Here is a 23,335-nt window from a genome sequence, read left to right on the forward strand (position 1 = left end):
GATCGGCAAAAAACGGAACGCCCCGGTCCGGCCTGGGCCCGGGGCGTCCGCGACGGCGTACGGCTACGAGTGCGTCCGCAGCAGCGTTCGCATGGTGCGCATCGCCACCGACAGGTTGGCGAGGTCGAAGGAGTCCGAGCCGCGGATCTCCTCGAGGGTGGTGCGGGCCCGGCCCAGGATCGCCGTGTTCTTCTCCTCCCAGGCCTTGAAGCGCTGCTCGGGAGTCGAGGTGCCGTTGCCGGCCGCGAGGACGTCCGCGGTCAGCGCCGCGTGAGCCGCGTACAGGTCCTCGCGGATGGAGGCACGGGCCATGGACTGCCAGCGGTCCGCGCGGGGCAGCTCGATGATGCGGTCCATGAGCTGGGTGATGCTGAGCCGGTCGGCGAGGTCGTAGTAGACCTCGGCGACGTCCAGCGGCTCCTTGCCCATGCGGTCGGCCACCGAGACGATGTCGAGCGTCGGGAAGGCGGAGGAGAACCCGGCGACCCGGGTGGCCAGTTCGTCCGGGACGCCGGCGCCGACCAGCTCGTCGTACACGTGCTGGTACCACTCCAGGTCCGCGCCGCGCAGCAGCTTGGGCAGCTGCTGCCAGACGTGCTCGACCCGCTCGGCGAAGAAGTCGACCGTCTCGGCGAGCTGGAGCGGCTGCGGCCGGTTGTTCAGCAGCCAGCGCGTGCCGCGCTCCACCAGACGGCGCGAGTGCAGCCGGATGCGGGTCTGGACGGCGGCGTCGACCCGGTTGTCGAGCGCCTCGACCTCGTCCCACACCGGCGCCGAGCTGAAGATCGTACGCGCCACGGTCTGCGCCCGGACGATCTCCTCGAGGGACGCGCCCGTCTCCTCGCGCAGCCGGTGCAGATAGGTCGTACCACCTGTGTTGACCGTGTCGTTGACCAGCACGGTCGTGGTGATCTCGCGGCGCAGCGGGTGGCCGTCGATCCGCTCGGCGAACTGCTCGCGCAGCGCGCTCGGGAAGTACGCGTGCAGCAGGCCGCGCAGGTAGGCGTCGTCCGGCAGGGTGGTGGCCAGCAGTTCCTCGGCGACCGTGATCTTCGTGTACGCCAGCAGGACGGCCGTCTCCGGGCCGGTCAGGCCCTGTCCCTGGCCGAGGCGCTCGCGGATCTGGCGGTCGGTCGGCAGGAACTCCAGCGCCCGGTCGAGGTGGCCCTCGCGCACCATGTGGCGGATGAAGCGCTGCTGTGCGTGGAGCATGTCCTTGGACTGGGCCAGGGCGTTGGCGATGGCCACGTTCTGCGCGTAGTTGTTGCGCAGGACGAGGTGGCCGACCTCGTCGGTCATCTCGGCGAGCAGCTTGTTGCGCTGCTTGACGGTCATGTCGCCGTCCGCGACCAGGCCGTTGGCCAGGATCTTGATGTTCACCTCGTGGTCGGAGGTGTCCACGCCCGCGCTGTTGTCGATGGCGTCCGTGTTGATCTTGCCGCCGTGCAGCGCGAACTCGATCCGGCCGAGCTGGGTCAGGCCCAGGTTGCCGCCCTCGCCGACGACCTTGACGCGCAGGTCGGCGCCGTCGACCCGGATCGGGTCGTTGGCCTTGTCGCCGACGTCCGCGTGGGTCTCGGTGGAGGCCTTGACGTACGTACCGATGCCGCCGTTCCACAGCAGGTCCACCGGCGCCTTGAGGATGGCCTTCATCAGGTCGGCCGGGGTCATCTTGGTGACCTTTTCCTCGATGCCGAGGGCCTCGCGGATGTGCCCGTTGACCGGGATCGCCTTGGCGGTACGCGGGAAGACGCCGCCGCCCGCGGAGATGAGGTCGGTGTCGTAGTCGCCCCAGCTGGAGCGCGGCAGCTCGAAGACCCGGCGGCGCTCCGCGTAGGAGGTGGCCGCGTCCGGGACCGGGTCGATGAAGATGTGCCGGTGGTCGAAGGCGGCGACCAGCCGGATGTGCTCGCTGAGCAGCATGCCGTTGCCGAACACGTCGCCGGACATGTCGCCGATGCCGACGACCGTGAAGTCCTCGGACTGCGTGTCGACGCCCAGCTCCCTGAAGTGCCGCTTGACGGACTCCCAGGCACCGCGGGCGGTGATGCCCATGCCCTTGTGGTCGTAGCCCGCCGAGCCACCGGAGGCGAAGGCGTCCCCGAGCCAGAAGTCGTACGACTGGGCGACCTCGTTGGCGATGTCGGAGAAGGTCGCCGTGCCCTTGTCGGCCGCGACCACCAGGTAGGTGTCGTCCTCGTCGTGCCGGACGACGTGCTTGGGGGGTACGACCTCGCCGGCCACCATGTTGTCGGTGATGTCGAGCAGCGCCGAGATGAACGTCTTGTAGCTGGCGATGCCCTCGGCCAGCCAGGCGTCCCGGTCCACGCTCGGGTCGGGCAGCTGCTTGGCGACGAAGCCGCCCTTGGCGCCGACCGGCACGATGACGGTGTTCTTCACCATCTGCGCCTTGACCAGGCCGAGGATCTCCGTACGGAAGTCCTCGCGCCGGTCCGACCAGCGCAGCCCGCCTCGCGCGACCTTGCCGAAGCGCAGGTGCACGCCCTCCACCCGCGGCGAGTACACCCAGATCTCGAAGGCCGGGCGCGGTGCCGGCAGGTCCGGGATGGCCCGCGGGTCGAACTTCATCGAGACGTAGGAGTGCCAGGTGGCCTGCTCGGTCCGCTGGAAGAAGTTGGTGCGCAGGGTCGCCTTGATGACGGTCAGGAAGGAACGCAGGATGCGGTCCTCGTCCAGGCTCGCCACCTGGTCCAGGGCCGCGTCCAGCTCCTCCAGCAGGGCGTCCACCAGCTCCAGCCCGGCGTGCTGCCGCTCCGGCGACATCCGGGCCTCGAACAGGGAGACGAGCAGGCGGGTGGTGTGGACGTTGTTGCGGAGGGTGTCCTCCATGTAGTCCTGGCTGAAGGTGGAACCCGCCTGCCGCAGGTATTTGGCGTAGGCGCGCAGCACCATCGCCTGCCGCCAGCTCAGCCCGGCGCTCAGCACCAGCGCGTTGAAGCCGTCGTTCTCGGCCTTGCCGGTCCAGGTCGCCGCGAAGGCCTCCTGGAAGCGCTCACGGCCGTCGTCGGCGAGGTAGTCACCGCCGGCGCCGCCCTGCGGCTTGGGCATGCGCAGGCCGAAGTCGTAGATCCAGGCGGTGGTCCGGTCCGCGCAGCGCAGCTCGTACGGCCGCTCGTCGGTGACCTCGACGCCGAGCCGGCTCAGCACCGGCAGCACCTGCGAGAGGGAGACCGAGCCGCCCTTCTGGTAGATCTTGAAACGGCGCTCCTCGGGCGCGGCGCCCACCGGCTCGTACAGGCTCAGCGAGAAGGTCCTGTCCTCGCTGAGCTGCTCCAGGTGGACCAGGTCGGCGACCGCGGCGCGCGGCGGGTGGTCGGCCTTGTAGCCCTCGGGGAAGGCGTGGTTGTAGCGGCGCAGCACCTCGGCCGCGCGCTCCTCGCCGCACTCGGCGGTCAGCGCCTCGGCGAACGCGTCGGCCCAGGAGCGGGCGGCCTCCACCAGGCGCGCCTCGATGCGGTCCTTGTCGTTGTCGCTCAGCTCGGGCAGCTCCGTGCCCGGCGGGACCCGGACGACGAAGTGCAGCCGGGACAGGATCGACTCGGTGTTCCAGGCGGTGAAGTCGACGCTGACTCCGCCCAGTTCCTCCTTCAGGATGTCGATGATCCGCAGCCGTACGCCGGTGGTGTAGCGGTCCCGGGGGAGGTAGACGAGGGCCGAGTAGTAGCGGCCGTACTCGTCCTGGCGCAGGTAGAGCCTGAGGCGCCTGCGCTCCTGGAGGTAGAGGACGGAGGTGACGATGGACTGCAGCTCGGCGGCCGGGGTCTGGAACAGCTCGTCGCGCGGGTACGTCTCCAGGATCTGGAGCAGGTCGCGGCCGTCGTGGCTGTTGGGCGAGAACCCGGCGAGCCGCAGGACCTCGTCGACCTTGCGCCGGATGACCGGGACCCGGCGCACGGACTCGGTGTAGGCGGCCGAGGAGAACAGGCCGAGGAAGCGGCGCTCGCCGATCACGTTGCCGTCCGCGTCGAACTTCTTGACGCCGATGTAGTCGAGGTACGACGGCCGGTGGACGGTGGCCCGGCTGTTGGCCTTGGTCAGGACCAGCAGCTTGTGCTCGCGGGCCTTGGCGCGGGCGTCGGCGGGGAGCCGCTCGAAGGAGGGGCTGACCGGGTGGCTGTCCTCGCCGGAGTGGTGCGGGTCGGAGCGCAGGATGCCGAGGCCGGTGCCGGGGACGGCGGCCAGGGAGTCGTCCTCGCGCAGTTGGTACTCGCGGAAGCCGAGGAAGGTGAAGTGGTCGGCGGACAGCCAGCGCAGCAGCTCGCGGGCCTCCTCGACCTCGGGCCCGCCGAGGTCGCCGGGGATGGGCTCGTCCTGCAGCTGGTCGGCGATGCGCAGGGCCGCGTCGCGCATCTTCTCCCAGTCCTCGACGGCCTCCCGCACGTCGGACAGGACGCGCAGCAGGTCGGAGGTGATCTCCTTCAGATCGGCGCGGTCGGTCTCGCGGTCGATCTCGACGTGGATCCAGGACTCGACGTGCGCGTCGTGCGGCAGCTCGTCGCCGGGGGCGGTGGGCCGCACCTCGATGAGCTTGCCGGTGAGGTCGCGGCGGACGACGAACTGCGGGTGGATGACGACGTGGATGCCGCGTCCGCGCCGGGTCAGCTCGTTGGTGACCGAGTCGACGAGGAAGGGCATGTCGTCGGTGACGACCTCCACCACGGTGTGGCTGCAGGTCCACCCGTTCTCCTCGACCGTGGGGGTGTGGACCCGCACGTTCGCGGTCCCCTGGGGGCGAGTCTCGGCCAGGCGGTAGTGGGAAACAGCGGCTCCGAAGACGTCGACCGGGTCGCGGCCGGCGAGGTCCTCCGGGGCGGTGTGCAGGTAGTAGCGCTGGAGGAACGCGAGCACGGATTCCTGGTCCGGGGTCTCCGGAGTGCCCTCGCTCGTCGTCCCAGTCGGTAGGTGCCCCCCGACCGGGCTGTTCTCAGCTACCCGGGCGGCCCTCTCGAGCAGCTCGGCCTTGGCTTCGTCCAGCTTGGTCTGCATTGTCCTCTGGCTCCTGTCGCGCGCCGTTGCGTGACGTAGAAGGAAGTACGGTCTCTTCGCTCCCGGTATGACGCCACGGCCCGGGGTGTCCGGTCCGTTCAGACGCTATGCCGCGAGGTGAGATGAGCGGGGGGTATTCGGCCATTCTCGACGCGTCCACCAGGTGTGACGCTGCTCTCGGCACCGCCACGCCCCGGACCGTCCTCGGCGTCCTGGAGGCCCGTCCGGCCTCCTCCCGCCCGCGAAGACCAGCGACCGCCACCCGGTCACGGAGATGTTCCGTGCTGTCCGGGCGCAGGGCGGAGGCACCGAGGCCCCCGCGAACTATCGCGCTGATCACGCCACCCAGGCTATCGCTCCTCACCCCCGCCCCGTCATGAGCCGTATGTGTACAAAACAGGGGGTCGAACTTTGACGTTCTGCACAGGGGCGGGGAGGGGGTGAGTGGCGTATCGAAACGGCTTCCGACCCCGGTACCGGGCAGCGGAGGACTGATGCCGCAACAGGCGACGTTCGCCCCGTCGCGACGCCCGGCACGCGCCCCCGCTCTCGAACCGGCTTCGCCGCCTCGGGCGGGGGACCCCCTTCGCCGCACCGGGCACAGGCCCACGTACGTCCAGTACGAGGGCCCGCACCCGGCACTCCCCCCAGAGCACGCACCGGACGCCGCTCCTTGACGGGCAGACGTTGCCTGCCGCGGCACTAGGCCGCCAGCCGCTCCGCCTCCGCCACGGCCTCCGCCAGCGTGTCCACCACCGGAACGCCGGCCTGCTCAAGGCTGGCTCTGCTGTGCGACCCGCCGGTGTAGAGCACGGCCCGGGCCCCGACGTGACGCGCCGCGACGGCGTCGTCCGCGGCGTCGCCGATCACCACCGTACGCACCGCCTCGATGCCCACCGCGCTCATGGCCTCGAGGTGCCGGACCATGTGCTCGGCCTTGCTGCCCCCGGACGGCCCGACGCGCCCCTCCACCCGTATGAAGTGGGGCTCGATACCGAACCCGCGCACCAGCGGAACCAGTTCGTCGTGCACGTACATGCTCAGCAGCGACTGGCTGCGCCCCGCCGACCGCCACCCCGCCAGCAGTTCGGCCGCGCCCTCGGTCAGCCGGCACCGCACCCGGTGCTCGACGTAGTACCGGTGGAAGACCTCGTCCATGACCTCCCACTCGGCATCGGTGGGCAGCCGTCCCAGCAGCCGCTCGTAGAAACGCGGGACGGGCACGCAGTACAGCGCCCGGTACCGCTCCAGAGTGATCGGCTCCAGCCCCAGCTCGGCGAACGCCGCGTTCGTCGCCCCGATGATCGCGTCATTGTCGTGGAACAGCGTTCCGTTCCAGTCCCAGACGATGTGCGCGTTTGCGTGCTTCCCCATACCGAAAACGTACCCGCCGCCACTGACAATCAGTGACGCCGGCCGTTCGGGGCGTCAGCGCACCAGGTTGGGGACCTCCTGCGTGGCGTACCACAGCAGCTCGTGGTCCTCGGCCCCGTCCACGACGAACCGCGCGTCGTCGTCCCCGCCGTCCGCCGCCTCCAGCGCCCCCGCCGCCGCGGCCACGTCCTGCTCCGCGTCGTCCGCGTCGACGTGCACCGCGGCCGCCTTGGCCAGCGCCACCGTCCCGCTCACCCGCACCTCGCCGACCGCGGCCGGGTCGAGTCCACGGTCCGGATCGGCACTCGCGGCGCCGTCGGGCACGTCCACCGCGACCACGACCCTGCGGCGTGCAGCGCCCGGGTCGGCCGCGAGCAGCCGCAGCGAGGCCAGCGCCGCCCGGCCGAGCGCCGCGTACTCCAGTTCCTCGATGTCGTCGGAGACGTACCACTCGCGCAGGGCGGGCGTGACGGCGTACGCGACGAACGGACCGGTCCCCAGCTCGCCCGTCTTGTGCGCCTCGGCGAGGCCGGGGAGGGTCAGGGGGACGTAGACGCGCATGACTGGCCGCTCTTTCCGTGGTCGAAGGCTCCGCTGGGCCCCGGCGAGAACGATTCCCGCGTCTCCCGGAGGACCTTCAGGATACGTGCGGGCGTCCCCTTTCGGGTCCCCGCCCATGACCCCGGACGCGTCCACCCGGCACCCCGCGCATCACCCTCCCCGGCCGCTCCCCCACGGGCTCCGGCACCGTCCCCGTCACCCGGATAAGTGAACCTGCCCGCCGGTCCGACGGGGGCCGCCGCTTCCTTGCCGCCGCCGCCCGCGGCCCCGTACAAGATCCCCGACAGGAAGTTACCGCCCGGTACTCTCCGGGCCCGCAGAACGGGGACTCCCTTGAACAAGGTCATGACCAGGACCGCCCAGCCCCGCCCCGGCGCCCGCCCGCCGGGCCGCCGCGACCCCCGCCGCCCCGCCGCGACCCCCTCCCGGACGCCCCACACCCGTACGGCGCCCCCCGCCGCGGTCACGGCCCCCGGCACCGTCCCCGCGGCCACCGACACGGCCTGTGCGGGTCCGGAAACGGCCGCGCCGCCCCTGCGCCCCACCGATGTGTTCGCCGACCGTCTGCTGGCCGTGCTGAGCGGCCGGCGGCCCGTGCACTGGATGCTCCGGCACACCGCGGGCCGCGCGTACGACGAGCTGGCCCAGCTCGCCGAACGCGGCCCCCTGCGCACCCGCGGCGCCCGCCCCGTCGTCCGCGACATCGGCTACTACGTGCCGCGCACCGGCGCCATCGAGGTCTTCGCCCGCATCGCCGCCGGCGACCGGCTGCGCGCCATGGCCTTCCGCCTGGAACAGGGCCCGGACCTGCGCTGGCGCTGCACGGCCGTGGAACTGGGCGGCCCCCGCCCGCCCCGCGACGACGACTAGTGCCGCGGCAGGCAACGTCTGCCCGTCAAGGAGCGGCGTCCGGTGCGTGCTCTGGGGGTCCCCCCGGCCGAAGGCTGGGGGAGTGCCGGGTGCGGGCCCTCGTACTGGACGTACGTGGGCCTGTACCCGGTGCGGCGAAGGGGGTCCCCGTTATCTTCTTCGCGGTCCTGCAAGAGGGCCGCTGGCCTCCGGGCCCGGTATGACTGTGTCCCCCTGTCCGAGATGACCTGGGGGGTGGTGTCGCCGGGCCCGAGGGTGCCGATGGAGACGCTGATGAGAGGTCCGACTACCGCCCCGCCGAGCGCAACGCCCGGCACCTCGTGGGTGGCAGGTCTGCATAACGTGGATGCGCGAGTACGGCACCAACGTCCTGGCCAGCACTGCACCAACCCCGTTCGGGAGGATGGGTTGTACGACATCAGCGACGTCGACGTGTTCTTCGCTCTGGACGTCGGCAAGACCGCTCACCACGGCCACGGGCTCACCCCGGCCGGCAAGAAGGTCTTGGACAAGCAGCTACCCAACAGCGAGCCCAGGCTGAGAGCGGTGTTCGACAAGCTCACCGCGAAGTTCGGCACCGTGCTGGTGATCGTGGACCAGCCCGCCTCGGTCGGTGCTCTGCCACTGACCGTCGCCCGCGACGCGGGCTGCAAAGTCGCCTACCTGCCGGGACTCGCGATGCGGCGGATCGCCGACCTCTACCCGGGTGAGGCGAAGACCGACGCAAAGGACGCCGCGGTCATCGCGGACGCCGCTCGCACTATGCCCCACACCCTGCGCTCGCTGGAACTCTCCGACGAGATCACCGCCGAACTCACCGTCCTTGTTGGCTTCGACCAGGACCTCGCCGCCGAGGCCACCCGCACCAGCAACCGCATACGCGGCCTGCTCACCCAGTTCCACCCCAGCCTGGAACGGGTCCTCGGCCCCCGGCTCGACCACCCGGCCGTCACCTGGCTGCTCGAACGCTACGGCTCCCCGGCCGCGCTGCGGAAAGCCGGTCGACGCAGGCTGGTGGAGGTCATCCGACCCAAGGCTCCCCGCATGGCGACCCGTCTCATCGACGAAGTCTTCGACGCATTGGACGAGCAGACCGTCGTCGTCCCCGGCACCGACACGCTGGACATCGTGGTGCCATCGCTGGCCCGCTCGCTCGGAGCCGTCCATGGCCAACGCCGGGCCCTGGAAGTCCAGATCAGTGAGTTGCTGGAGGCTCACCCTCTTTCGCCGGTCCTGACCTCGATTCCTGGGGTCGCGGTCAGGACCGCGGCAGTCCTGCTGGTCACCGTCGGCGACGGCACCAGTTTCCCCAGCGCCGCCCACCTCGCCTCCTATGCCGGACTCGCCCCGGCCACGAAGTCGTCGGGGACCTCGATCCACGGCGAACACGCCCCCAGAGGCGGCAACCGCCAGCTCAAGAGAGCCATGTTCCTGTCCGCGTTCGCGGCCCTGCACGATCCCGCCTCCCGCACCTACTACGACAAGTGCCGGGCCAGAGGGAAGACCCACACCCAGGCACTTCTCCGGCTCGCCCGGCACCGCATCAGCGTGCTCTTCGCGATGCTCCGCGACGGCACCTTCTACGAACACCGAACCCCTCGCCTCGCTTGACGAAGGACATAGAGGCACCCCCCCCCGCCCGAGGCGGCGAAGCCGGTTCGAGAGCGGGGGCGCGTGCCGGGCGTCGCGACGGGGCGAACGTCGCCTGTTGCGGCACCAGTACCCCTCGTCCAGTTCCCCTCGTCATGCCGAAGGGCCGGGCACCCCTCGGGGTGACCCGGCCCTTCCCGGCCGGCGAGGCGACTCACGCCTCGCTGTCGGCTTCCTACTTCTTGCGGCGCCGGGCGCCCTTGGACTGCTTGCGCCGCTCGGCGCGGGTCAGACCGTCGGACTCGGAACGCACCGGCTCCTCGTCGTCGGCGAAGTCGCCCTCGACGACACCGCCCTCGCCGTCCACGGTCGGCGCGGAGAAGTGCAGTTCCCGCCGCTGCGGCGCGTCCAGCCCCTTGGCCCGGATCTCGGGACGGGCACCCGCCTGCGCCGGCACCGTGTCCTGCACGCCCTCGGCGACCGGCTCGGCCTCCTCGACCGGGACCTCCTCGACCTGCTGCTCGACCTGGACCTCCAGGTTGAACAGGTAGCCGACGGACTCCTCCTTGATGCCGTCCATCATGGCCTGGAACATGTCGAAGCCCTCGCGCTGGTACTCGACCAGCGGGTCCTTCTGCGCCATCGCGCGCAGGCCGATGCCCTCCTGGAGGTAGTCCATCTCGTAGAGGTGCTCGCGCCACTTGCGGTCCAGGACCGACAGCACGACCCGGCGCTCCAGCTCACGCATGATCTCGGAGCCGAGCTGCCCTTCGCGCTGCTCGTACTGCTCGTGGATGTCGTCCTTGATGGACTCGGAGATGAACTCGGCGGTCAGACCGGCCCGGTCACCGGCCGCCTCCTCCAGCTCCTCGACGGTGATCTTCACCGGGTAGAGCTGCTTGAAGGCGCCCCACAGCCGGTCCAGGTCCCAGTCCTCCGGGAAGCCCTCGGCGGTCTCCGCGCCGACGTACGCGTCGATCGTGTCGTCCATGAAGTGGACGACCTGCTCCTGCAGGTCCTCGCCCTCCAGGACACGGCGGCGCTCGCCGTAGATGACCTCGCGCTGCCGGTTGAGGACCTCGTCGTACTTCAGGACGTTCTTACGGGTCTCGAAGTTCTGCTGCTCGACCTGCGACTGCGCGGACGCGATCGCGCGCGTGACCATCTTGTTCTCGATCGGGACGTCGTCGGGCACGTTCGCCATCGACATCACGCGCTCGACCATCTGGGCCTTGAACAGGCGCATCAGGTCGTCACCGAGGGAGAGGTAGAAACGGGACTCGCCCGGGTCGCCCTGCCGGCCGCTACGACCGCGCAGCTGGTTGTCGATACGGCGCGACTCGTGCCGCTCGGTACCCAGCACGTAGAGGCCGCCGAGTTCCTTGACCTCCTCGAACTCGGCCTTGACCGCCTGCTCGGCCCGCTCCAGGGCGGCGGGCAGGGCCGCGGCCCACTCCTCGATGTGCTCCTCGGGGTCGAGGCCGCGCTGGCGCAGCTCGGCCTCGGCGAGGTCGTCGGGGTTGCCGCCGAGCTTGATGTCCGTACCACGGCCGGCCATGTTGGTCGCCACGGTCACCGCGCCCTTGCGGCCGGCCTGGGCGACGATCGACGCCTCACGGTCGTGCTGCTTGGCGTTGAGCACCTCGTGCTGGATGCCGCGCTTGCTGAGCTGCTGCGAGAGGTACTCGGACTTCTCGACCGAGGTGGTGCCGACCAGGATCGGCTGGCCCTTCTCGTGCTTCTCGGCGATGTCGTCGACGACCGCCTCGAACTTGGCGACCTCGGTGCGGTAGATCAGGTCCGACTGGTCCTTGCGCACCATCGGCCTGTTCGTCGGGATCGGGACCACGCCGAGCTTGTAGATCTGGTGGAACTCGGCGGCCTCGGTCATCGCCGTACCGGTCATGCCGGAGAGCTTGTCGTAGAGGCGGAAGAAGTTCTGCAGGGTGATCGTGGCGAGCGTCTGGTTCTCGTCCTTGATGTCCACCCCCTCCTTCGCCTCGATCGCCTGGTGCATGCCCTCGTTGTAGCGGCGGCCGGCGAGGATACGGCCGGTGTGCTCGTCGACGATCATGACCTCGCCGTCGATGACGACGTAGTCCTTGTCCTTCTTGAACAGTTCCTTGGCCTTGATGGCGTTGTTCAGGTAGCCGACCAGCGGGGTGTTCACCGACTCGTAGAGGTTGTCGATGCCCAGCCAGTCCTCGACCTTGGAGACGCCGGACTCGTGGATGGCGACCGTGCGCTTCTTCTCGTCGACGTCGTAGTCGCCGGTCTCCTCGACGCCCTTGAGCGGGTTGCCGGCCTCGCCCTTCTTCAGGCGGATGACCAGCTTGGCGAAGTCGCCGTACCACTTGGTGGCCTGGTCGGCCGGGCCGGAGATGATCAGCGGCGTACGGGCCTCGTCGACGAGGATGGAGTCGACCTCGTCGACGATGGCGAAGTTGTGGCCCCGCTGCACCAGCTCGTCCTTCGACCACGCCATGTTGTCGCGCAGGTAGTCGAAGCCGAACTCGTTGTTCGTGCCGTAGGTGATGTCGCACAGGTACTGCTCGCGACGCTGGGCCGGCGTCATGTTGGCCAGGATGCAACCGACGGTCAGGCCCAGGAACTTGTGGACGCGGCCCATCATCTCGGAGTCGCGCTCGGCCAGGTAGTCGTTGACCGTGATGAGGTGGACGCCCTCTCCGGAGAGGGCGTTGAGATAAGCGGGCAGGGTGCCGACGAGCGTCTTGCCCTCACCGGTCTTCATCTCGGCCACGTAGCCGAGGTGGAGGGCGGCGCCCCCCATCAGCTGCACGTCGTAGTGACGCTGGCCGAGAACGCGCTTGGCGGCCTCACGCACGGTGGCGAAGGCCTCGGGGAGCAGGTCGTCCAGGCTCTCGCCGTCGGCGTACCGCTGCTTGTACTCATCGGTGAGGGCCCGCAGCTCGGCGTCGGAGAGGTCGACGAAGTCCTCTTCGATGGAGTTGACCTGGTCCGCGATGCGGTGCAGCTTGCGCAGGATTTTGCCTTCGCCTGCACGCATGATCTTCGAGAGGACGGACACGGGGGCTGGTCTCCTTGCCGGTCGGGCCTAGGACGGTCGGTTTCCATGTGACGTACTGAGCAACGGCCATCGTATGCGAGGACCCGGCCACGCCGGGAGGCCCGGCCACGCGACGGCTGCTTCGAATGGAACAACGGCCCGGCCCTGCGGATAGTGCCGCATCCCGGCCAGGAATTGCGCGAAATGTGATCACGCGGTCACTCACCGCGAAAACCCATGGCGTCCGGCATGCGACCCGAGCAGAATCGGCCGATGGAACCCGTCACCCTCACCACCGAACGCCTTCTGCTGCGCACGGTCGGCCTCCACGACGCCGAGGCTGTCCACCGGGCCGCCCAGGACCCGGACATCCAGCGCTGGATCTCCCAGTTGCCCTCGCCCTATCTGCCCGAGCACGCCGAGAGCTTCACCACGCGGATGGTGCCCGACGGCTGGGCGAACGACTCCGTGTTCACCTTCGGCGCGTTCCTGTCCGGGGGCGAGCTGGCGGGCATGCTGGCCCTCACCATGCGGGCCCTGGGCGTCGGCGAGATCGGTTTCTGGGCCGCCAAGGAGCACCGCGGCCACGGCTACGTCACCGAGGGCACCCTCGCCGTCGCCCGCTGGGCCTTCACCGCACTGGCCGTGGACCGTGTCGAATGGAAGGCCGAGGTGGGAAACGCTCCCTCCCGCGCGGTGGCCGAGCGCGCCGGCTTCACCCTGGAGGGCACCCTGCGCGCCGGGATCAACAACAGGGGCGTCCGCCGCGACTGCTGGGTGGGGTCCCTGCTCCCCTCGGATCTGGGCCTGCCCTCGGCGGCACCGTACCTGCCGGCGCCGGCCCACGCGCGGTAGTCGTCCCGCGCGGGCGCGGCGATTACGCGGGCACGGCGGCCCGCCACGGCCGTCCGCCGCTCATGAACCGCCCAGCTCAGCCCGCACTGTCAGTGCCACCCCCTATCGTGCGGAACCATGACGACCCCGCGCCCCGCCACCGACCTCTCAGCAGACGACGCCCGTCGCATAGCCCTGCACGCCCAGGGCTTCATCGGCGCGCCCGACCGCCGGGCAGGCGTCCGCGGTGTCCTCCGCCATCTCGGCGCGGTCCAGCTCGACACCATCTCGGTCCTCGCCCGCTCGCACGAACTCGTCCCCTACGCCCGCCTGGGCGCCGTGGGCCGCAAGAACGTCGAGGCCGCCTACTGGACACCGGCACCCCCCGGCGCGCCCGCCGTGCGGCCGCACGCCTTCGAGTACTGGTCGCACGCCGCCTGCATCCTCCCGGTGGAGGAGTGGCCACACTTCGCCTTCCGCCGCCGCGCCTACCGCAACCGCCCGCACTGGAACCACCAGCTCCCCGACGGCGCCTACGAGCAGGTCATCAAGCAACTGCGCAGCGAGGGCCCGCTGACGGCCACGGAGCTGGGCGGCGCGAAGAAGACCAACGACTGGTGGGACTGGTCCGGCACCAAGGTCGCCGTCGAGCGCGCGCTGATGTACGGCGAGGTGGTCTGTGTGCGGCGCCGCGGCTGGAAGCGGGTGTACGACCTGGCCGAGCGCGCGATCCCGGAGACGCTGCTGCACGACGAGTTGGACGACGCCGAGTGCCTGCGCCGCCTGGTCCGGCTGGCGGGCGAGTCCCTCGGTGTGGGCACCCGCGCCGACATCGCCGACTACCACCGCCTCAAGGCCGAACAGGTGGACGCGGTGATCGGCGACTCGGGTCTGGTCCCGGTGACGGTCGAGGGCTGGGGCAAGCCCGCCTGGGCCGACCCGGAGGCCCTGCGGACACCCCCGCGTGGCCGCCACCGCACCACCCTGCTGTCCCCGTTCGACTCGCTGATCTGGGAGCGGGCGCGCACGGAGCGGATCTTCGGCTTCACCCACCGCCTGGAGGCCTACGTCCCCAAGCCGAAGCGGGTGTACGGCTACTTCGCGATGCCGGTGCTGGCGGGCGGCCGCCTGGTCGGCCGCGTCGACCCGGCCCGCGAGGGCCGCACCCTGGTGGCCAGGCAGGTCACCCTGGACGGGCCGAAGGCGGTCCCGGCCGTGGCCCAGGCCCTGGTCGAGGCGGCGAGCTGGGTGGAGTGCACGGACGTACGGGTGGAGCACATGGCCGAACCCGACCTCCGTGAATCCCTCACCAGGGAAATCGGCCGCGCTCTAGGACAGGCCCAGGGCCCGTCCTAGCGGATCTCCAGGATCTTCTCCCGCATCGCGTAGACCACGGCCTCCATCCTGGAGTGCAGTTGCAGCTTCTCCAGGATGTTGCGGACATGGTTCTTCACGGTGTTCTCGGAGATGAACAACTCCTTCGCGATATCGCGGTTGTTCATCCCCGTGGCGACGAGTTTGAGCACTTCCAGCTCACGGTCGGTCAGCCGCGGCGCCGGCACCAGCCGGCGCTCGTCGGTGCGCTGGATCATCGACTTGAACTCGGTGAGGAGTTTCGACGCCATGGAGGGACTGATCTGCGACTGCCCGTCGGCGACCGCGCGAATGGCGGTGGCCACCTCGTCGGTGGAAATCTCCTTGAGGAGGTAACCGGTCGCGCCCGCCTTGATCGCGTCGTAGAGATCGGCCTCTTCGTCACTGATCGTCAGCATGATGATCTTCGCACTGGGGGCGACCTCCTTGATGGAGGTGCATGCCTCGATACCGCCCCGCTTGGGCATCCGTACGTCCATCAGCACGATGTCGGGCAGCAGATCGGCGGCCTTGTCCACGGCCTCGGCACCGTCGCCCGCCTCGCCGACGACCTGGATGTCCTCCTCGGCCGCGAGCACGATCTCCAGACCACGGCGGAAGAGGGCGTGGTCGTCCACGACCAGGACTCTGATCGGCTCCTTGCGGGCCGGGCCCGCGTCAGGGCCCATGCCGACCACACTGTCGTCGGCATCCGCGTCCCGCATCGGTCCGAAGCTCTCCGCCATCGTTCCTCCCCCTGAAGGCTGTGGCCTGTGGTCCTGCCATCGCCAACCCAAGGCAACGACCCATCCGTTGGGCCGGTACGGCCATGATTTCATGCCCGGACGACACCGCGGTGACGAGCGGGGTGCGAAGTGGTCGCACACCGGTGCCCCTGGGGGCGCACACGCGCTCCAGGGGCACCGGCTCAGCCGTCGGCCGGCACGTCAGCCGCCCAGGGTGCCTCCTGCCGCGGGGGGCTGCGCCTGGGCGACCATCGGGTCCGTGCTGAGGTGGATGACGCCGTAGTCGTAGGCGTGCCGCCGGTAGACGACACTCGGTTCCTTGGTCTCGGAGTCGACGAACAGGTAGAAGTCGTGGCCGACCAGTTCCATCTCGTAGAGAGCCTGGTCGAGGCTCATCGGGGAGGCGACATGGGTCTTCTCGCGGACGATGAGCGGGCCTTCGCCCTTGACCTCCAGCGAACCGATCTTCTTGGTCGGCACCGCGTCTGCGTCCTCGTCATGGACAGGGTTGCCGTTCCCGTTGAGCGTCGCCGCGCCCGGGACGTGGTCGGCAACCTCGGCCGCCGAGATCCTGCGGGCGCCGCGCCGCGAGAAACGCTTGTCGTGCTGCTTGCGCAGCCGAGCGTCCAGTTTCTCGGCCGCCAGGTCGAGCGCCGCGTACGGATCGCTGGCCGCTGCCTCCGCCCGGATCACCGGACCGCGGGAGCGGAGCGTGATCTCCACTCGGTCGCAACGGTCGGCCTGTCGGGGGTTGGGCTCCTTGGACACCTCGACGTCGAGGCTGATCACCTTGCCGTCGAGCTTCTGGATCTTCTCCAGCTTCAGCTTCTCGGCCACGTGCTTGCGGAACCGCTCGGGCACCTCGGTCTTGCGGCCCTTGACGACGATGTCCACGCAGAACTCCGTTCCCGGATCACTCCGCTCCATCGGCGGAGCATCTCCCTTTTGCACCAAGTTCCGGTGAGCCCCGGAACCTCGGACTCGGTGACGTCCACCTCCTCCTCCCCCATGGGCAAGATCTCCACCCCGCCGGAGCGGGTGATTGCGGAAAACCCACACACGGCATTCGGATATGAGAGGTGTGGCCTGCGCCTTTCCCTCACAACCGAACATATCTCGCCCGGACGGATGTCGTCACCCTCTACTGCGGCGTACCTCCGTTCCGGTGAATTGGTCCTCTCACTACCTGCAACGATGCAAGTTCGCAGTCAGTTCCGGTTCATTTCGAAGGAATCCGGCGGGGCAGCCACCACTGCCGCGCGGTACCTCCCCCTCTCCGTCCTTGATCCGGCCGTCGGCTGTTCCCCCCTTACTTCCCGAGCTGCGGCCTCGTACACGGCCGTTGCCCCGCTGTCGTTCACACCCCCCGCCCCGCCGCCGCGGGGGTCCGCCTCCCGCAGGGCCCGCGCCGCCTCCGTCAGCGTGGCGCCCGTGGTGATCAGGTCGTCCACCAGCACCACGCGCCCGCCCGCGAGCAGCCGGGCGCCGCCTGCCGTCACCTCCAGCGCGCCCGCCAGATTGACCAGCCGCTCCCGGGAGTTGAGCCCCGACTGATCGGCCACCTCACGCCGTTGCCGCAGCACGGCTGCCACCCGGGCGGGTGTCCCGGTGCGCCGCAGCTCCCCGGCCGCCGCGAGCGCGATCCGCCGGACGGGGTCGTGCCCGCGTGCCCGCACCGCCCGGCGCGCGGACGGCACCGGCACCAGCAGGACGGGCACACCGGCGGGCCGGCCGCCGGCGACCGCCGAGCCCTCGGCTCCCGCCCGGGCCCGCCGGTCATCCCGCAGCCCCGCCCGGACCGCTGCCGCAAGCGCTTCCCCCAGGGGTCCGGCCAGCGCCAGGGCGCCTCGTTCCTTGTGGGCCAGGAGCGTCGCCCTCACCTCGTCCGCGTAGGGAGCCGCCGCATGCACCGGCGGCATCCCGGGCGGCTCCGGCACCGGTCGCACCCGGCGCGGTGCGGATCCGTGCAGGGCCGCACGGCACTCCGGGCAGAGCACCGTGCGAGACGCCCCGCAGCCCCCGCACTCGGCCAGCAGCACCAGGTCGGTGAGGTCCTGCCACCACCCCCTCATGCCCACCACTGTGCCAACGCCGGGGCCGGCCCACCACCCCTGTGGACAAGTCCCTGTGGACAACTCCGAGAGGCGCGCGCAATACGTCACTCACACGAGTGAGAGGTCACCCCGGATAGGCCGGCGCGGAGCCATCCTTGACCACCTTCTGCCACTGCGCCCCGGACGGCAGCCGGACGATCCCGTCGTCCTTGGAGTAGGCCACCAGCGGCACCCGCTCGTCCTCGGAGGCGGCGATCGTCGTCACCCCGGTGAGAGCCGCGGGTGCGGGACCGTTCGGCGTGGAGCCGTCGACCTGCACGTACCGCATCTGCTTCACACCGCCCTGCTCGCTGCCGACCACCACCAGCCGGCTGTCCCCGGCCCATGCCACGGCGGTGACCTCCTCCAGGTCGGGAGCCGCCGAACGCAGTTCCAGGACCGAGACCTGCGGCCGCTTCCCGGACTTCTCGTCCAGCTCGACCCTGCCGATCAGCAGGGACTGCTTGCCGCCGTTGTCCACGACCAGCGCGATCCGCACGCCGTCGGCGGCCACCCGGACGTCCTTGATCCGGCCGGACAGCTCCGGTACGCGCACCTCCACCGGCTGGCCGGCGCCCTGCTCCGCCATGTACAGGCGGGCCCTGCGGGGATCGCGGTCGGCCACCCACAGGTCACCGCGGGCGTCCCAGCTCGGCGTCGTCAAGCGGTCGTCCTCGGTCGGCCCCTGGCTGGTGACCACGGGGTCACCGAGCGAGCCGCCGGACGCCATCGAGGTGACGTACAGCGCCTTGCCGTCGCCGCTGACCCCCGCCGCGCTGTGCTCGTCGCGCGAGACCGCGACCGACCGCAGGTCCTTGGGGCCCTCGCCCAGCGCGCCGGGCACCTGCACGGCGCTGCTGCTGTCGCCCGCGGCCGGCATCCGCACCAGCCGGTGCTTGCCGTCGAGGAGGTACAGGTACTCGGGGTGCTTCGTCGCGCCGTGCCAGGCGATCTCCTCGGCCCGCCGCTCGCTCAGGTCGCACAGTCGGCTGCCGTCGGCGCCCTGCAACTCGACCGACTCCAGCGTGGGCGTCAGGTTCCGCAGGGTGAACATCAGCTGGGCCGCCATCTGGGTGCACTGGGCCGCCCCGATCGCGGCGGGCTTGGCGTTCAGCGGCACCGTCAGCCTGTTCTGGTCGTCGGGCGTCAGCCCGGACACGCCCTTCTTCAGCGCCGTACCGGTCGGGAAGGTGGATCTGACCACCGGCCGGAGCCAGCTGGTCGGCCCGTTGATCAGCGAGCGCACCAGCTGCGTCATCGGGTCCACACGCGTGCGCAGGAACACCGGATCGGCGACCGCCACCGGCTGCCCGCTCGCCCCGACCACGGTGTCGGACGCAAAGTAGTACTTATTGACGGAGGTGTAGTTGCGCTGGAAGTCGGATTTACCCATGACGACTCCCTCGGGCAGCGTGTCGATGCGCCACTGTCCGCTCTTGCGGTCCCGCGTCAGATGCACCTTCCCGCTGTACGGGCCGCCGGCCGGGGCGTACGCCTGCTGCGCGTCGACGGTGCCGACCCGGTTGCCCGCGAGGACGTAGGTGAGGCTGTCGGGGTCCTCCCGGCCCACCGCCTGACGGAGGGACTCGATGCTCGGCCCGTTGGCCAGCACCGTGGCCGACCGCTCGGGCGTCCACTGCCGCGCGGCCTTGGCGGTCAGGTACTTGCGCGCCGTGTCGTAGTTCGGGTCGTCGCTGGTCAGCGCCTCCAGGAAGCCCTGCATGATCTCCCCGGGCGCGGCGTCCTCCTTCGGCGGCATCGCGAAGACGCGCACCTGTGTGTCCTGCCGCGGCGTGGAGTCGACGTCCCGCAGGTCCCCGCTGTCGGGCATCGAGGCACACCCGGCCAGCAGTACGGCCCCGCAGGCGGCGTACGCCACCGCGCGCACCGGTCGGCGCCGGGCGCCCCCCTCGCGCTCAGCGCCCACGAAATGCCTCCCCTGACGTGTTCGAGTCCTGCGCCCCGGCGGCCGGGTCCGGCCGGCCCGCGCTCTCCTCACGGGGCGCCGCACCGGCCGGCCTGTCGTCCTGGCGCCGTACGGGTCCGGCCGGCCGTGGCACCACACGCGCGCCGTTGCCGTTGCCGGGCAGGGCGGTGGGGTCGGCCGCGGGGGTGACGGAGGCCAGTCTCGGCGACATCGAGGGGCGCGGCGGCAGCGGCGGCTGACCGCCGCCCTGCTGCATCGGCACCGTCGCCCGTTTCTCCTCGCCCCCGCGCGGGAGCCCGGCGTCGTCGAGCCCCCGGTTGCGACGCGAGTCCTTGGGCTCCAGGGGTATCGGCGAGCCCCTGAGCGGCTCGTCGGCGGTGCGGGGCAGGGTCAGCCGGAACTGCGACCCGCCGCCCGGCTCGCCCCAGGCCTGCAGCCAGCCGCCGTGCAGCCGGGCGTCCTCCAGGGCGATGGACAGCCCCAGGCCCGTACCGCCGGTGGTACGCGCGCGTGCCGGATCGGCCCGCCAGAAGCGGCTGAAGACCCGGGTCGCCTCGCCGGGCTTGAGGCCGACGCCGTAGTCGCGCACCGCGACCGCGACCGCCCCGCCCGCCGAAGCCAGCTTCACGACGACGTCCTTGCCCTCCCCGTGCTCGACGGCGTTCACGACGAGGTTGCGCAGCACCCGCTCCACGCGCCGGGCGTCCGCCTCGGCCACGACCGGCTGCTGGTCACCGAGGACACGTATGTGTGTGCCCTTGCGCTCGGCGAGCGGCTCGGCCCCGCTGACCACCCGCCGCACGACCTCCCTGAGGTCTATCGCGTCGGCCTCCAGCGCCGCCGCGCCCGCGTCGAAGCGGCTGATCTCCAGCAGGTCCGCGAGCAGGGACTCGAACCGGTCCAGCTGGTCGGCGAGCAGCTCGGCCGACCGCGCGGTCACCGGATCGAAGTCCTCACGGGCCTCGTGGATGACGTCGGCGGCCATTCGCACGGTGGTCAGCGGCGTACGCAGCTCGTGCGACACGTCCGACACGAACCGCCGCTGCATCCGCGACAGGTCCTCCAGCTGCTGGATCTTCAACTGGAGATTCTGCGCCATCTTGTTGAAGGCCTCGCCCAGACGGGCGATGTCGTCCTCGCCGGTGACCTTCATCCGCTCCTGGAGCTTCCCGGCGGACAGCCGCTCGGCGATCCCGGCCGCCATCCGCACCGGCGTGACGACCTGCCGCACCACGAGCCAGGCGATCGCCCCGAGGAGTACGACGACGAAGAGCCCGGCCGTCGCCAGCGTGCCCTTGACCAGGCTCAGGGACTTCTCCTCCTGCGTGAGCGGGAAGAGGTAGTACAGCTCGTACGGGTCACCGTTGGGGTCGTTGACCTGCTTGCCGATGACCAGGGCCGGCTGGGACTCCTTGCCGTCGCTGTAGATGATGCGGGTGTAGCTCTGGGCGGCCGTCGTACTGCTGTTGATCCGGTCGCGCAGGTCCCCCGGCACGCTGGCGGACGGGTCGACGGACCCGGAACCACGAGGGCTGCGACCACCACCGGCGCTGTCGTCACCGACCGGCAGCGTCACGACGTCGAAGGCACCCTGACCACCGCTGGACAGCGACTCGACGAGGTCACTCATCCACGGGATGACGTTCTGCGACTGCCGCCCGTCCGTCGCCGAGGCGCTGTCCCCGGTACCACTGGCGGCCTCGTCGGCCTTCTGCTTGGCCACGGAGAAGCCACCGGAGGCCTGACTCTGCGAGGCCTTCACCTTGGCGTCCAGCAGGCCGTTGCGCACCTGTCCGATCACCACGAAGCCGAGCAGCAGGACGACACCCAGCGACATCAGCAAGGTCGTGACGACGACCTTGAGCTGGATGTTGCGCCGCCACAGCCGCATGACCGGCAGCAACGGCCGCCGCACCCAGCGCATGAACAGCCGCAGGACCGGACTGCCCTGCACCCCGCCCTGCAACAACCCGCCCTCGAGGAGGCGTCCCCAGCGCGAACCCGCCGGCTTCCGGCCGACAGGCCGCCCCGGCCGGTCCCCGGACCGGCCGGGAGCCGAAGCGGCACTGTCCCCGGACACGTCAGCTCGGTCCGGCCTTGTAACCGACACCACGCACGGTCACCACGATCTCCGGCCGCTCCGGGTCCTTCTCGACCTTGGAGCGCAGCCGCTGCACGTGCACGTTGACCAGCCGCGTGTCCGCCGCGTGCCGATAACCCCACACCTGCTCCAGCAGCACCTCACGGGTGAAGACCTGCCAGGGCTTGCGCGCGAGCGCGACCAGCAGGTCGAACTCCAGCGGGGTCAGCGCGATGGACTGCCCGTCCCGCTTGACGGAGTGCCCGGCCACGTCGATGACCAGGTCACCGATGGCGAGCTGCTCCGGCGCCGGCTCCTCCGACCTCCTGAGCCGCGCACGGATCCTGGCGACCAGCTCCTTCGGCTTGAACGGCTTCACGATGTAGTCGTCGGCGCCCGACTCCAGGCCCACGACGACATCGACGGTGTCGCTCTTGGCCGTGAGCATCACGATCGGCACCCCGGACTCCGCCCTGATCAGGCGGCACACCTCGATACCGTCCCGGCCCGGCAGCATCAGATCGAGCAGCACCAGGTCGGGCTTGGTCTCACGGAAAGCGGCCAGCGCCTTGTCGCCGTCGGCTACAAAAGACGGCTCAAAACCTTCACCACGCAGCACGATGCCGAGCATCTCGGCCAGTGCGCTGTCGTCGTCGACGACAAGGACTCGTCCCTTCATAAACGACATCATCCCATTAGCTAATCGTTACCTGGCGTGACCTGGCACACAGCTCCGCCAGAGCCTCGGCGGTCACGGGCGAAACGGCGCCCTCCTCGGTGACGATGGCCGTCACCAACTCGGGCGGCGTCACGTCGAACGCCGGGTTGTACGCCTGGGTCCCCAGGGGTGCCACCGGAATCCCGCCTCCCGCTCCCGCCACCGGCACCTGCGGTGCTGTGATCTCGGTCACCTCGAATCCGGGGCGCTGTTCGACCTCGATCGACGCCCCGTCCGGCGTCTCCGGATCCACTGTCGTCACCGGTGCCACCACGATGAACGGCACATGGTGGTACCGCGCGAGCACCGCGAGCGGATAGCTCCCCACCTTGTTCGCCACCGAACCGTCGGCCGCGATCCGGTCCGCCCCGATCAGCACCGCGTCCACCTCGCCCGCCGCGAACAGGGAACCTGCCGCGTTGTCGGTGAGCAAGGTGTACGCCATCCCGCTGCGGGCCGCCTCGTAAGCCGTCAGGCGAGCACCTTGCAGCAACGGACGCGTTTCGTCCACCCACAGCCGCCGCAACCGCCCGGCCCGGTGCGCGGCCAGGGCCACCGCGAACGCCGTCCCCTCGCCGCCCGACACCAGCGATCCGGTGTTGCAGTGGGTGAGGATCCGGTGCCCGCCACCCGGCAGCAACTCATCCAGCAGCGCCAGCCCGTGCGCCGCCATCCGGGCGCTGGCCTCGGCATCCTCCTGGTGCAGCGCCCGCGCCGCCGCCAGCGCCGCACCGGCCGCCGACTCGGAGTCCCCGCCCTGGGCGAGCGCGGCCCGGTGAGCGGAAAGGGCCCTGCGCACGCCGACGGACAGATTCACCGCGGTGGGCCGGGCACCGGCCAGCGCCACCGCCGCCTCGTCCACGTCGAATCCCCGCACGGCAGCGAGAGCGACGCCGTAGGCCCCCGCGATGCCGAGCAGCGGCGCCCCACGCACAGCGAGCGAACGGATCGCCTCGACCAGCGCCGACGCGTCCGTGCACACCCACTCGACCTCCTCGGCCGGCAGCCTCGTCTGGTCGAGGAGGACCAGCACGGGACCTTCAGGTGGTTCCTCCCATCGGATCACCGGTATCTCGGTCAGCCGCTTGTCCTCGCCGGTTTGCGCGTACTGATCAGCCATGCAGTCAGTCTGCCCCGTATCCGGCGGACAATTG

15 protein-coding genes are annotated in these 23,335 nt (G+C 70.6%); 4 read left to right on the plus strand and 11 right to left on the minus strand.

Features of this window, described 5'->3' with window-relative positions:
* Positions 1–63: 63 nt before the first annotated feature.
* The 3 genes from ACFYMM_RS31040 to ACFYMM_RS31050 all read right to left on the minus strand — a co-directional run bounded on the left by ACFYMM_RS31040 (position 64) and on the right by ACFYMM_RS31050 (position 6,942).
* Positions 64–5,007, minus strand: coding sequence for an NAD-glutamate dehydrogenase (locus tag ACFYMM_RS31040; RefSeq protein WP_388392376.1), 4,944 nt, complete (start codon positions 5,005–5,007; stop codon positions 64–66).
* Between the two features lie 702 nt (positions 5,008–5,709).
* Positions 5,710–6,381, minus strand: coding sequence for an HAD family hydrolase (locus ACFYMM_RS31045; RefSeq protein WP_388392378.1), 672 nt, complete (start codon positions 6,379–6,381; stop codon positions 5,710–5,712).
* A 54-nt stretch (positions 6,382–6,435) separates the two neighbouring features.
* Entirely contained in the window at positions 6,436–6,942 is a 507-nt protein-coding gene (locus ACFYMM_RS31050) for a DUF6912 family protein (RefSeq protein ID WP_388392381.1), read from the minus strand.
* A 333-nt stretch (positions 6,943–7,275) separates the two neighbouring features.
* On the opposite strand from ACFYMM_RS31050, the gene ACFYMM_RS31055 reads away from it, so the two are divergent.
* Both ACFYMM_RS31055 and ACFYMM_RS31060 read left to right on the plus strand, forming a co-directional pair.
* Positions 7,276–7,812, plus strand: coding sequence for an Rv3235 family protein (locus tag ACFYMM_RS31055; RefSeq protein WP_388392384.1), 537 nt, complete (start codon positions 7,276–7,278; stop codon positions 7,810–7,812).
* A gap of 408 nt (positions 7,813–8,220) precedes the next feature.
* Complete coding sequence (locus tag ACFYMM_RS31060; protein WP_388392387.1) at positions 8,221–9,423, plus strand: IS110 family transposase; 1,203 nt, start codon at positions 8,221–8,223, stop codon at positions 9,421–9,423.
* Between the two features lie 214 nt (positions 9,424–9,637).
* On the opposite strand, the gene secA is transcribed toward ACFYMM_RS31060, so the two are convergent.
* Positions 9,638–12,451, minus strand: a complete 2,814-nt coding sequence (secA, locus tag ACFYMM_RS31065) for a preprotein translocase subunit SecA (RefSeq protein ID WP_388392389.1) — start codon at positions 12,449–12,451, stop codon at positions 9,638–9,640.
* Positions 12,452–12,703: 252 nt separating this feature from the next.
* Here secA and ACFYMM_RS31070 point away from each other — a divergent pair, with 252 nt between their 5' ends.
* Positions 12,704–13,285: a GNAT family N-acetyltransferase gene (locus tag ACFYMM_RS31070; RefSeq protein WP_388392392.1), complete on the plus strand. Its 582-nt coding sequence runs from the start codon at positions 12,704–12,706 to the stop codon at positions 13,283–13,285.
* Between the two features lie 117 nt (positions 13,286–13,402).
* Positions 13,403–14,620 (plus strand): winged helix-turn-helix domain-containing protein, encoded by a 1,218-nt coding sequence (locus ACFYMM_RS31075; RefSeq protein WP_388392394.1) that lies wholly within the window; start codon positions 13,403–13,405, stop codon positions 14,618–14,620.
* Here ACFYMM_RS31075 and ACFYMM_RS31080 read toward each other — a convergent pair.
* The 7 genes from ACFYMM_RS31080 to mtnA form a co-directional block, all read right to left on the minus strand.
* A complete protein-coding gene (locus ACFYMM_RS31080) occupies positions 14,617–15,363 on the minus strand; it encodes a response regulator (protein WP_388392397.1) in 747 nt (248 codons plus the stop codon). The two genes, ACFYMM_RS31075 and ACFYMM_RS31080, sit on opposite strands and share 4 nt — an antisense overlap.
* A gap of 201 nt (positions 15,364–15,564) precedes the next feature.
* Positions 15,565–16,257 (minus strand): ribosome hibernation-promoting factor, HPF/YfiA family, encoded by a 693-nt coding sequence (gene hpf / locus ACFYMM_RS31085; protein ID WP_388392441.1) that lies wholly within the window; start codon positions 16,255–16,257, stop codon positions 15,565–15,567.
* A 314-nt stretch (positions 16,258–16,571) separates the two neighbouring features.
* Positions 16,572–17,435, minus strand: coding sequence for a ComF family protein (locus tag ACFYMM_RS31090; protein ID WP_388392399.1), 864 nt, complete (start codon positions 17,433–17,435; stop codon positions 16,572–16,574).
* Between the two features lie 106 nt (positions 17,436–17,541).
* Positions 17,542–19,383 carry an LpqB family beta-propeller domain-containing protein gene (locus ACFYMM_RS31095; protein ID WP_388392400.1) on the minus strand — a complete coding sequence of 614 codons (1,842 nt, stop codon included), beginning with the start codon at positions 19,381–19,383 and terminating at the stop codon, positions 17,542–17,544.
* Complete coding sequence (gene mtrB, locus ACFYMM_RS31100; protein WP_388392403.1) at positions 19,373–21,463, minus strand: MtrAB system histidine kinase MtrB; 2,091 nt, start codon at positions 21,461–21,463, stop codon at positions 19,373–19,375. Before mtrB ends, ACFYMM_RS31095 begins: the two co-directional genes overlap by 11 nt.
* A gap of 1 nt (position 21,464) precedes the next feature.
* Positions 21,465–22,154 (minus strand): two-component system response regulator MtrA, encoded by a 690-nt coding sequence (gene mtrA / locus ACFYMM_RS31105; RefSeq protein ID WP_198948386.1) that lies wholly within the window; start codon positions 22,152–22,154, stop codon positions 21,465–21,467.
* A 4-nt stretch (positions 22,155–22,158) separates the two neighbouring features.
* The gene (gene mtnA / locus ACFYMM_RS31110; RefSeq protein WP_388392406.1) at positions 22,159–23,301 is read right to left on the minus strand and encodes an S-methyl-5-thioribose-1-phosphate isomerase; all 1,143 of its coding nucleotides are present in this window, start codon (positions 23,299–23,301) and stop codon (positions 22,159–22,161) included.
* Positions 23,302–23,335 lie beyond the last annotated feature (34 nt).

Origin of the sequence: Streptomyces sp. NPDC006739 (assembly GCF_042869815.1) — a bacterium.
Lineage (GTDB): Bacteria > Actinomycetota > Actinomycetes > Streptomycetales > Streptomycetaceae > Streptomyces.

Coding starts and splice junctions, on each gene's coding strand:
- ACFYMM_RS31070 (WP_388392392.1), top strand. CDS start 12,704: ATGGAACCCGTCACCCTCACCACCGAACGCCTTCTGCTGCGCACGGTC.
- ACFYMM_RS31075 (WP_388392394.1), top strand. CDS start 13,403: ATGACGACCCCGCGCCCCGCCACCGACCTCTCAGCAGACGACGCCCGT.
- mtnA (WP_388392406.1), bottom strand. CDS start 23,301: ATGGCTGATCAGTACGCGCAAACCGGCGAGGACAAGCGGCTGACCGAG.
- ACFYMM_RS31080 (WP_388392397.1), bottom strand. CDS start 15,363: ATGGCGGAGAGCTTCGGACCGATGCGGGACGCGGATGCCGACGACAGT.
- ACFYMM_RS31050 (WP_388392381.1), bottom strand. CDS start 6,942: ATGCGCGTCTACGTCCCCCTGACCCTCCCCGGCCTCGCCGAGGCGCAC.
- mtrA (WP_198948386.1), bottom strand. CDS start 22,154: ATGATGTCGTTTATGAAGGGACGAGTCCTTGTCGTCGACGACGACAGC.
- ACFYMM_RS31090 (WP_388392399.1), bottom strand. CDS start 17,435: ATGAGGGGGTGGTGGCAGGACCTCACCGACCTGGTGCTGCTGGCCGAG.
- ACFYMM_RS31045 (WP_388392378.1), bottom strand. CDS start 6,381: ATGGGGAAGCACGCAAACGCGCACATCGTCTGGGACTGGAACGGAACG.
- ACFYMM_RS31040 (WP_388392376.1), bottom strand. CDS start 5,007: ATGCAGACCAAGCTGGACGAAGCCAAGGCCGAGCTGCTCGAGAGGGCC.